The 10,924-nt window shown below is 61.7% G+C and carries 7 protein-coding genes; all 7 read right to left on the reverse strand.

Translation table 11 applies throughout. The features are described 5' to 3' along the window. Window positions 1-309 precede the first annotated feature (309 nt). Entirely contained in the window at window positions 310-1,356 is a 1,047-nt protein-coding gene (locus tag PLL20_20095) for an alpha-L-fucosidase (protein HPD32303.1), read from the reverse strand. Between the two features lie 334 nt (window positions 1,357-1,690). Beyond that, window positions 1,691-3,808 carry a hypothetical protein gene (locus PLL20_20100; protein ID HPD32304.1) on the reverse strand — a complete coding sequence of 706 codons (2,118 nt, stop codon included), beginning with the start codon at window positions 3,806-3,808 and terminating at the stop codon, window positions 1,691-1,693. 25 nt (window positions 3,809-3,833) lie between these two features. Beyond that, window positions 3,834-5,303 carry a hypothetical protein gene (locus tag PLL20_20105; GenBank protein ID HPD32305.1) on the reverse strand — a complete coding sequence of 490 codons (1,470 nt, stop codon included), beginning with the start codon at window positions 5,301-5,303 and terminating at the stop codon, window positions 3,834-3,836. Window positions 5,304-5,350: 47 nt separating this feature from the next. Next, window positions 5,351-6,883: a hypothetical protein gene (locus PLL20_20110; protein HPD32306.1), complete on the reverse strand. Its 1,533-nt coding sequence runs from the start codon at window positions 6,881-6,883 to the stop codon at window positions 5,351-5,353. A gap of 103 nt (window positions 6,884-6,986) precedes the next feature. Further along, entirely contained in the window at window positions 6,987-8,192 is a 1,206-nt protein-coding gene (locus tag PLL20_20115) for a uroporphyrinogen decarboxylase family protein (protein HPD32307.1), read from the reverse strand. A gap of 110 nt (window positions 8,193-8,302) precedes the next feature. Then, window positions 8,303-9,712, reverse strand: a complete 1,410-nt coding sequence (locus PLL20_20120) for an MFS transporter (GenBank protein HPD32308.1) — start codon at window positions 9,710-9,712, stop codon at window positions 8,303-8,305. 30 nt (window positions 9,713-9,742) lie between these two features. Continuing rightward, window positions 9,743-10,924: uroporphyrinogen decarboxylase family protein (locus PLL20_20125; GenBank protein ID HPD32309.1), on the reverse strand; the 1,182-nt coding region annotated here is incomplete at its 5' end.

The raw sequence follows: 10,924 nt of genomic DNA on the forward strand, positions 1-10,924 counted from the left end.
GGGGGGCCACATGGTAGGGCAGCGTCGAGGTCGCCGCAGCGACCGAGACCTGCCGTATCTGCTGGCCCCAGAATCCTTTCTGGGGCCTTTCGGGGGGCCACATGGTAGGGCAGCGTCGAGGTCGCCGCAGCGACCGAGACCTGCCGCATCTGCTGGCCCCAGAATCCTTTCTGGGGCCTTTCGGGGGGCCACATGGTAGGGCAGCGTCGAGGTCGCCGCAGCGACCGAGACCTGCCGTATCCTTTGGAGTGGCAGGTCTGCACCACCTGTGCCGGCTTCCACCATGCCCTACGTTGGTTACGAACGCTCTCAGCGCTTTCTCGTGGCCGCCTGGTTGCGCAACCGTCTGCCGACCTCGCGAAGTGTAGCCTCATCGTCCGGATGAATCGAGCCGTCGGCCAGAGGCCCGGTGTTGAGCAGCAGGTTGGCATCCTGGGCCCGGGCGTCGGCCAACATCCTCATCACGTCGTCACCGGTCTTATGTTTGCCTTCGGCGGACTTATCATAACCCCATGCGGCCGGCTGCAACGTGTCGCAGATTTCCACCGGCTTGCCGCGATTCTTCTCCCATACGGCGACGGCTGCATCGCCGCCCCGCTTGAGGGCCGCCGCCTTGCGCTCCGGCGCGACAAAGTCCTCGTCGCCGTTGGCTCCCTGCTTGAAAGAGATCAGACAGCCCGGCTGGAGCGAGCGGATCAGGCCGTACGTCTCCTTCAGCGGAAACAGTTCCGGCCGCCCGTAGTACCCCATCAGAGGGTCGAGCCAGAGTCCGGCAAGCGGCCCGTATTGTGTCAGCAGCTCGCGCATCTGAGCATGAACGAAGTCGAGGTAATGTCGAAAATCCTCGTCCTTGCGGAACAGATAGGTCGGCTCCGGCTTGTCATAGGCCGGTCGTGCGACCGGGCAGCGCTCGTCGCGAGGGAAAAAGTACGGATGCTTCCAGTCTAAGGCATACGAGTAGTACAGAAACAAACCGACCTTCTTCTTGCGGCACGCCTCGGCCAGCTCTCCGACCAGGTCACGCTTGGCCGGGCTGCTCACGCTGTTGTAGTCCGTCTGTGACGTGCGAAACAGGCAGAACCCATCGTGATGACGAGAGGTGATGTTGACGTACTTCATCCCCGCGGCCAGAGCCAGATCAACCATGTGGTCGGCATCAAACTTCTCGGCCGTAAACGTGTCCTTGAGCTTCACGTACTCGGCCACGGGAATCTTGTCCCGATACATCACCCACTCCCCGCGACCTAACTGGCTGTAGAGACCGTAATGCATGAACAGCCCAAATCCGGCGTGGCGGAACCATTCGACGGAAGCCCCGCGAGGATCAGCCCGATCATCAGCCTCCGAGCAGCTCATGTACGCCGGCACCGCCGACGTGCAGCCGGATATGCCCGGCAGCAGCCAGAAAGCCGCAGCCGATCCGGAGGATTTCAGCAGCGCCCTCCTGCTGACGCGTTGAGACCCCTGCCCAGGGGATGAAGCGTTCGTCTGTTGCATACGACCTCCAACGAACTGACGGTGACCGTGCGCCAGAGGGGCACAGGTATGTAACCTGAGGCGTGAGCCCCAGGTATCGGTACGGCCAACACCTATCAAGCCCCCAAGGGGCGGCAGCGGATTACCTGCACCAGGACCCCACGGATCCTACCGGGGCTTCTGGCGATCGTCCGCTCGACAAGCTGCACACTGTTCACTTGCGAGCTTTCGGCGTCGCCGGCCCGGCCCCCTGCTGCATGAGGGCCCTGACCCTGTCTGCAAACTGCTCCGTATAACGCTTCTGCAACTCCGTGCGAAGGCTTTTGTCTGCGGTGATGATCACCAGACGCGTCACGTCAACCTTGCCCAGTTCGAGTCGCAACTGCGACCCGGTTGACGCCCATTTCACCTCCCTGGTGCCCTGGCTGGTGATCTCGAAGGCATCAGCGGCTCTCAACCACGCGGGCGTCTTGACTGTCACGGCGGCGTTCTCAACCGGCCGAATGTCGGTACCCTCATCGTGGTTCGTATACTGGTCGTTGACCACCAACAAAACCAGCGAGTCCACACCGGCCAGCAACGTCCGAGTCCAGATCGCCCCTTCCGTCTTGAGGGACACCTCGGCAGGGCAACCCGTCAAAAACAGCGGCCCGGCCGTGCGGACCTCGGCGCCCAACAGGCCGATCTCTCGGTACAACGCCGCTGCGGCAGCATTGCCATCCTGAACGGCCGCTCCAACCCCGTATGCGGCCTTCTCACCCTTGTCCGCCGGCGTGTACCACCAGTACGAAAGCCCTTGCGCCCCCGCCGCAAGCGCATAGAAGACTTCAATCCGCTTCTCAGGAGGCGTCGGAAAGCGAAATCGGCGATTGGCCCTGTTGTCGACGTGGCTGCACGAATACAGAATGATGTGCAGCGGCTTGGGCTCGCACGCCGACCGACAGACGTCCGCCACCGCATAAACATAAGTCGCCTTGCTGTAAGCCTTGATCCGCTCAGGGTGCTCCTGGTACGCCGTCCGGAGCCGATTCTGGTAGTAAGGATCCGCCGCCAGCACGTCCGGCACCTGCCCGTAGATGTACCAGTTCTGTGGCTTGTAGGTCATGTCCACGTTCAGCAATTGCAGGCGGCCGGCATCCGCCTTGCGCAACTCGCCGGATCGCTGGAGCGTCCACATTGCCAGAGCCCCGATCTTCTTGTCCTCGGGAATGCCTTCGAAGCGGAAATCGGCACAGTCCGGCTCATCGTGGATGAAGAACAGGTACGGATCCTTCTGCCCCCATTTCTGGTGCTCGTCGATCACCGCGCGAAAACCCAGCTCTTTGAGCCGCCGCTGGCCGGCCTCGCTCTTGTAAAACGTCTGTACGGCCGGCGACCCCACCTGCGGCATCTGCACGTTAATGTTGTGCGCAACCAGCTCGGTCACGTAGTTCTCGCCGACGCTCAAATCGTTCGCCTTGCCCGGCTTGCCGCCCCACATGCCATAGGCGAATTCGTCGGCCCAAACCCGGACGCCGGCTGAGGCCGTCTCACCATCGTCAAACACCCCCTGTACACAATGAAGAGAAGCGGGCTCCATCGGCCGGGACAAGCGAATGACCGCCGGCACCACAGCCGCGCTGGCATCTCGACCAATGACGGCCGACGCTGTAACGTCCGTTCCATCGATCAGTATTCTCGCGGGCGCGGCTCCTGACTGTCCTTGGTGACGGAAGTACAGATAAAGAACGTCGCGACCGGGCGAAAACGAGGCTCCCGCCACCCGAGCACCCTTGGTTCGGACGGGAACCGACACCTCAATCTTGCCGCCCGGATGAATCAGCGTCAGCGGCAGACTCGGATTCCTGGGCACGGTGCGAAGCCGCACCACCACCTCACATGTCTGCCCCGGGGAAACCTTGTTCGGCTCAACCTTCCACCAGATCGGCTCGCCCAAGGCGAAAAGGTGATCCATGGTGTCCTGGGGCAGGCCCGCGAAGTAGATGCTTGCCGGCTTACGGTTCTTGCGTTGCTCCGAGAAGACGATCACCTTTTTGAGACTGATGCCGTCCAGCAGAACGTCTTCGATCACCAGCGGTTTCGACGTGGTGTTTTTGAGAAAGACGTGCAGTGACCCCCCGAGCGGCTCCTTGAATCCCTCATACCTGGCGTTGTCGATTTCGCCGTCCGGTGTCGTCCAGCCCTCGTGCCAGAAGACGGCATAGTCGGGGAACGATTCGTCCGCACGGAAGTAGGCACCCAACACGCCCGCGTCGGCGGCCATCGCGGCGCACGCCGAAAACCACGTTGCAGCAGCCCCAAACCAGTATCTGCTCACCGTTTTGCCGCACATCGACAAACCCCCTTCTGAGCCGGGATCAGGACCGGAATCGAATCGAGTACAAGTCGGCATCCTTCATCACGAATCGCAACCGCACCGGCTTGCCGGCCAGCCTGCTCACGTCAGGCCCACCCTTCCAGTTGACGATCCGCTCAATCTCGTCGCCCCAGATCTCGACCGCATCATTCAGTCCCAAGCCGGGGATCGGTTGCCCGTCGGCATCCTCGATGCCGACCTTCACGCTTCCGACCGCCGAGGTCGACATGTTTAGCACCAGCTTTGACCCCTCGAACACCAGCGGCTTGGTCACGAACTCCCCGCCTTCGTACGGGGCATTGACGCTGACGAACCCGTCCAGTCGCATCGTTCCTCTACGAATTTGCGGGATCCGGCCGGTGTTCTCAGGATAGTTTTCGTAGTGCTCCGTCCAGTAGATGGACATCTCCGCCGGCCCGGTCTGCAGAATGCCCCACGCCGGCGTGCTGTTGCCGTGGGCTCCGCCCCAGTTTTCCGGATCCAGCCCCGGCCGAATGAAGGCCTCCATGAACAGGCGGTCAAAATGCAGGCCGTCGCGCCCGGCCATGAATACCGCGTCTGACAAGCCGTCCGTCTTCCGATTATCGAACCCGACCGTGCTGCGTTCCTGCGGCGGTACGAACCGCATCGGAAACCCCAGATATATGTGCTCGGCGCGGAAATAAGGCACGACCCCGTTAGTGTAGAAATGCTCCAAAGGAGCGTCCCCGTAGTCCAGCGGCACGGGTTGGGTCCAGTTGGTGAAATCCTTGGACGTGGCCCGACAGACGCCGCGCTTGCCCTTTATGCCCTGGCGAAGGTAGCAAACGTACTCCTCGCGGTTAGAGTCCCAGAACGCACAGTTGTGCGAATCGAACGAGCCCTCGGTGATGATCGGCCGCGCGCCGAGCCGTTTCCAGTGGACACCGTCCGGCGACGCGAAGGCGAAAAGCACCTTGCGATCATCCTTCTCGCCGGGCGGAGTCGCCCTTCCCAGGGTGACCGCCTTGTATCGCTGCGCGGGCAGTGCCGAAGGGTTGGTGTCCTTGAACGGCGAGAAGTTGTGAGATTCCCAGTAAGCTTTTTTCTCACCGGTCCAGACGACATTGTTTGCCTTTGAGCCGTCGACGGGGAAAAGGCCAAGCCTGGGCCGTGCCCAGGTGATGCCGTCCTTGCTCTCGGCCAGACACGTGTACTCCCGCCCCAGGTCGCCCCCGCCGCGATAATACATGCGATACACGTCGCCGTCCTGCAGCATGGTGACGTAGCCGCTCTGGCCGCCTTCCCAGGGGGCGTCGAAGCGAAACACGACTTCGCGAGGCACAGGCCGGTTCAACTGCAGCCGAGCACCGTCCACCTTGTCAATCAGACGTCCGTCGACGAATAGTTCAAGGCGCGAACCGACGTCCACGGCCTCGGCGGCACACGCAGCCGGAGCCGGACAACAACAGATCAGCACAACTGCCAGGGTCCTAAGGTTCGTCGTTCTCATGCGGTTGCTCTCCAGCCATGATCGTCTGTCAATAGGCACGGCGGCTCTCAGCGCACCGTGAACGAATAGAGATGACCGGGCGGCATCACGCTGAACCGCAGCCTGACGGCTTTGCCGCCGGCCAGGTCACCCAGCGTCTTTCCCTCGAATCGAATCTCGTGCCGCAATGAGTCACCCGTCACTCTCGCCTCGCCGAGAATTCTGCCGTCAGCACCAATCGCAGCCACTGAAACCGGGCCGGTCGCATTGATGGTCAGATCGTTGCCCGTCGTCACCAGCGGTTTGGTGGTCAGGGTGCCGCCAACCACCGACACGAATCCATCGATTCGCAGCCGGGCCCGAAAGATGCCGCCGCCGAAGAGACGCTTGTCCGGCGGAGCGTTCTTGCCCCACGAGGACGCACTGTAGTAGTAAATGAGTTCGTCGCCGATCCGCAGGGGGCCCTGGCTGAACTCGCTCATGTACCCGCCGTCATTGCGGCCATTGTTGCCCCCCTGCGGGCCGTTCGGGATGAATACCTCGGGCACGCCCGTGTCGTTCTTGAATGAGACCTTGTGCCAATTCAACCCGTCACGGCTGACAACCAGCTTGAAGAACGCGCACCCGCTCTCGGAATACGGGTAGTCATCCTTCCCGTGCCAGACTTTCAGCCCGCCGAGCCACAAAGACTCGTATCGCCAAGCCGTACTGGCATAGAACTCGTCGGCCGGCCCGTTGTTGTCCTTCGCCTCGGCCGGAGGCAAAAGGGCGATGCGATCGATACGATCGCCCTCGAACGGCTCATCCAGCCGATCGAAAAAGTGGTACGCCCGACTGCGAAGGTTGTTGCCCGCGCGGCCCACCTTCTCGCTGGTAAAAAATTTGAAGATGCCGAGAAAACGGTTGTCGATCGGGTCGTGATAGAAGAGCGTCACGTCCCCGGGACCATACACCTCCTTGCCGTCCTGTTCGATCCGACGGGCACTGGTGTCACCCGGGCCGGCCCAGGCGTTTACCACCAGGTTGAGACGGTCCCATTTGCGGCCGTCCTGCGATCGCACGTAGTAGATGCCTTCGCGATTCGGACCATAGTTGGCGTAGTAGAGCCAGCCCTTGTACGGCCATTCGCCATCCCGAGTGTCGTAAAAGCATGAGAAAACGTCAATCCCGGGCTTGCCGATCGCGCCCGGTTCCTTCTCCGGAGGCGGACCCAAGGTGATTTCCTCGAATTCCCCGCCCTCGCCGGTGTCCCAGTTCAGCCCGTCCTTGGAGGTGAAGCGGTACATGTTTCGCTCGACGAAACCCTGCGAGAACATGACATACTTCTTGAGCCGGGTGTCGAACACGATGGTGCCGTAAGCCAGGATCGTTGTCCCCGGCCTCGCGGCGATGATCGGTTCATTCCCGCCCTCGTCCTTCACCGGGCAGTGAAGGCGACGTTCAAGCCCCTGCTGCGACTCGATCAATTCGTCATCGATAAACAGTTGAGCGACCCCCGGCTTGAGATGAACGACCGTGCCTCCGCCCTCAGCCGAGGCCGCACACCCCAACAAGACCAGAACAAGCCTCGCAGCAGCCGGACCCATCCACCGATGCACCATGGCAACACCTCCCGTACCAGACGGCCACGGAGCGCCAGTCTACAAAGATGAGCCATTCCTGCCAACAGGAATCGCGTGAAAAGCCTGACATTCCGACACGGGTTCAACTCAAAAGGCGGTCCCACAAAGACAGGATCGCCTCCGGATCGGGCCAGTCGCCTTCCGACATGTCCTGACCCCGAACTCGGGGTTGGAAGATCAGGCAAGCCCTCGCCAAACCCAGAGCTGAGGCCGTACGCTCGAGGTAAGCCTCGACCGATTCGCTCATCTCCCGCACCGGCCCGCCGTAACAGAACTTCCCGGCTGCGGCCAATCGCGGAAACAGGTCCGCGAAATCATAGTACTCCGGCTCGCCAAAGTTGATTCCCTTGATCTCTGGCGCACTGAGATAAGCATCCAGTTGGTGCGAGATGTTGCCGCAACTGTGAACCCATCCGCCGCCGAACGGGGCCAGGCACTGCCGGACGTATGGCAGCGAATACCGCAAGTAGTGCTCGGGTGAAAGCATGATGCTCACGTCATCGACCACGCGGACGCCGCCGTTGGTCATGTACATCGCCCCGTGATAGCCGCCGTCCAGCGGCTCGCCAACCTCCCGCTTGAAGCGCCTGGCGAGGCGAACGAAAACCTCGGTGACGATCCGCATCAGCCGATGAAAGTAGTCCTCCTCTTCAAGCATCTCGATGAACACTTCCTGCTCTCGAAGGAGAAAAGCGGTGTTCATCGGCCCCTGAAGGTCGGGCATGAAAACGTGAACATCGGGGAACTCCTGCAGAGCACTGCGGGCCATCTGGATGAACTCGATCACCCGCGGGATCAAACCCGCACGATCCAGATGGTCGAGGTCGACCTCCAGAATCGCCTCCTTCGACGGCCGTTCGCTCACCCAGGGCATATCATGCTCCCCCATGGCCGTCTTGCATCCGAAGACGCTCGCCAGAGTGCCCACGCCAAAGTTCGGCCGCAGCGAGAGCTGCGCATCGCTCGGCGTGCGGGCCCAGCCGATAATGTCCCACAGCGATTCGATAAGCATCTTCTCAGGATCGTCAAACTGCTCTCCGAGTGTGTAGTGATCGAAGCGATGATACTCCCGAACCGGCCGTCCGCCGCGAAGCTGGTGCTCGCACAAACGCAGGTGCTGAGGCCCGACTTTCTCCATGACCTGCCGCGATTCGCTGCGGCCCAGCAGAATCGGCACGCGGTCCGGGGCCTGTCCCCGCCAGACGGCCTCCTGACGTCGCCGGCCGACCTCGATCCGGGCCGAATCGACGCTGAGCATGTCGAGCATCTGGTTCAGCGTAGGGTACATGTTGAATTGGCTCTCCAGTATGTCCGAATCTCCGTCCGACAGAACCCGGATCCCCGGCGACAGGCCCGGAACCGCTGCCGCCCGCTGTCCCTCGGCCTCTCTGAAGAAGCCTACTCCTCCGGCAACGGCCGATCCTTGGTTTCTGGAGCCCAGATCAGCACCAGCAGACCCAGAAAGTAAACGCCGCTGACCACCACCGCCCCCACGCGAAACGGATGCTCAAACTCCAGAGCAGCAAGCCATTCGCGAATCTGATTACTCGACAGCATGACAACCGCCGCCGACAGACGGGCGACGTTGTACCCGAACGCAGTACCGGTCGATCGCAGCCGCGTCGGGAAGATCTCAGGAAAATAGACCACAAACCCCCCCATCACGCTCAGGTTGAAATAACCCATGATCGGCAGCAGGACATACGCTTTCGCCGCCGAATTCAGCGTAAGGAACACGAAGGCAATCAACACGAACGAGATGATGAAGGCCCCGGCAAAGGTCTTGCGGCGGCCGATCCGGTTCGCGATCGGGGCAAAACTGGCAATGCCAAGAAAACCGCCGATGTCCTGGAACAGATTACCCCAGAACTTGACCGAGGTGATCTCCGCCGTCTTGGCGGCCCATTGGTCCCGGGGCAGACTCTCCAACCCTCCTTGAGGCGTCAAAGCATAGTTGATCAGCTCGGGCGACCAGAACGCTACGCCCCACACCCCGACGATCCCCGCCGTCGCCAGGCAAACCGCGACGATGGTGTTGGTCCGCCAGCGCGGATGGCGGAACATGCTGCCCAGGTCGCCCAACTGACGCTCAAGGTTTTCTCCGGCCTTCTTGCGGGCCTGTTGCCATCGCTCGGACTCCCTGAGCGTTTGCAGCACCAGCACCACCAGCAGAGCCGGTATCGTTCCAACAAAAAAAGCGAGACGCCAGCCGGGCACGCCATCACTGCCCGGAAACCCCTCGAAGTAGAGCTTGGCCGGATCGAAGACCTTCGAGCCGATGGCCAGGCCCAGCATGTTCCCAAGCACGGACAAGGCCGAAAAAAGCCCCAGGCACGTCGAGCGGGAATGATCCGGCATCGTCTCGGCAATCAGCGTGGCAGCAGCGGCAAACGCCCCCCCGATCCCGCATCCCATCAGAAAACGGTACAGACAGAAATCCCAGCCCGTTATCGCCAGACCGCAAAGACCGGTGAACAGCGAGTAGACCAGAATCGACGCCGACAACGTTTTGACGCGCCCCCAACGGTCGCCGACAACGCCGAAGAACAAACCACCGACGGCCCATCCGATCATCTGCGCCGCCGTCGCATAAGTCCCGTAGTCCACCACGAGCGCGTTCTTCTCCGGAAGATCGAGCAACTGCGACAGGGCCGGCGATCGAACCATCGTGAACAGTCGCTGATCCATGCAATCAAACAGCCAGGCCATCGCCCCGACACTGAACACCCACCACTGGTACGGGGCAACACCCTGATACCACGCAAGTCTCGGTTCAGCAGCCCCGCCCGTATCCGATCGATCGGCCATCCCATACCTCCCGAGAACAACTCGGCCGTCTCAGCCGATGCACCTTCGCCACAACCGCCCGGCTTGCTCCGGACCATCCACGCAGGTCATCACTGCCAGTCCGGCCGCCGGCAGGCGCCCGAAAATACGGTCCAAGTCCTGCTCGCTTAAATGCCCCCAGATCAACAGCGGCTTGCGCGCGAGGATCTTGCGGTGCACCGGCTCCAGAGTCTCGGCATCCGGGCCACCTTCGTCAATATGCAGCTCCAGAGCAATGAAGGGCATCTCCAGGTAGAACTTCGTCGGCACAAACGCCGTCGGGTGCTGGTGCATGATGCAGCCGTCGAACGATTCAGCGATTCGCTGGTCGTGCTCGCGAATGAACTCATCGTATAAATCCGGCGACAATAACGCGGCCGCGTCTTCCTGGTGCCAGATGGTCCCGGCCGGGGCCCACATGTGGTAGTAGAACGACCCGACCCCGCCGTAAAACAGCGGTATCCGCTCAAGCTGCATCCGCCCGAACGCAATCCAGAAATCGGTCAGCCGCCGGGCAACCTGGCGAACCTCCTCCGGCCGATCCATCATCGCGTAGATGAAGGCATCTCCCCCGTAGAGAGCCGAGAGCAGATCGGCGATGCCCCTCATGCGAGTGGTGCCGATCGGCCAGCGTCCCGCGCTTCGGTCGGCTATGCGATCGATGTACTCGACCGCCTTTCGCATCCATAAGGCCTTCGGATCGAACTCTGGAATGCGCTCAGGTCCGGCGAATTCCGCCGGCGGCTCCGAGCGGATTGAACCCGTGTTGTGGTCGGCGATGATCGGACAGCCCAACGCCGCCTCCAGCCACGGAATGCCCCAATACGCACTGGCGCTCCAGATGAAATCTCCGCCGCAGGCCTCGTGCTCTCCGAACAATCGTTCACAATCATCAAGGTATGGGGCGACCTCAAAATCATCAGGCCTCAGCGGTCGGTCACCGGGCAACGATCGCGCCGCCGGGTAGCGAAACAGCGGATACTCGCTGCCAACGTAAAACCCCAGCAGCGGCCGCTCGTTCTCGCGGGCATAGTACCGGCGAAACCGATCCACGCGTTCGTCAATCGAGAATAGCGGAGCACTTCGAGACACATCGCCCCCCGCGAAAGACTTGGCGGGCAAAGCCCGCCCTACCGCCTTCAGGCTCGCTGGCCCCAGAATCCATTCGCTGGCCCCAGAATCCATTCTGGGGCC

The organism is Phycisphaerae bacterium, assembly GCA_035384605.1.
GTDB lineage: Bacteria > Planctomycetota > Phycisphaerae > UBA1845 > PWPN01 > JAUCQB01.

Bases quoted from the DNA above. Each gene is read 5' to 3' on its own strand.
- PLL20_20095 (HPD32303.1), bottom strand. From the start codon at position 1,356: ATGAGCTGCTCGGAGGCTGATGATCGGGCTGATCCTCGCGGGGCTTCC.
- PLL20_20100 (HPD32304.1), bottom strand. From the start codon at position 3,808: ATGTGCGGCAAAACGGTGAGCAGATACTGGTTTGGGGCTGCTGCAACG.
- PLL20_20105 (HPD32305.1), bottom strand. From the start codon at position 5,303: ATGAGAACGACGAACCTTAGGACCCTGGCAGTTGTGCTGATCTGTTGT.
- PLL20_20110 (HPD32306.1), bottom strand. From the start codon at position 6,883: ATGGTGCATCGGTGGATGGGTCCGGCTGCTGCGAGGCTTGTTCTGGTC.
- PLL20_20115 (HPD32307.1), bottom strand. From the start codon at position 8,192: ATGTACCCTACGCTGAACCAGATGCTCGACATGCTCAGCGTCGATTCG.
- PLL20_20120 (HPD32308.1), bottom strand. From the start codon at position 9,712: ATGGCCGATCGATCGGATACGGGCGGGGCTGCTGAACCGAGACTTGCG.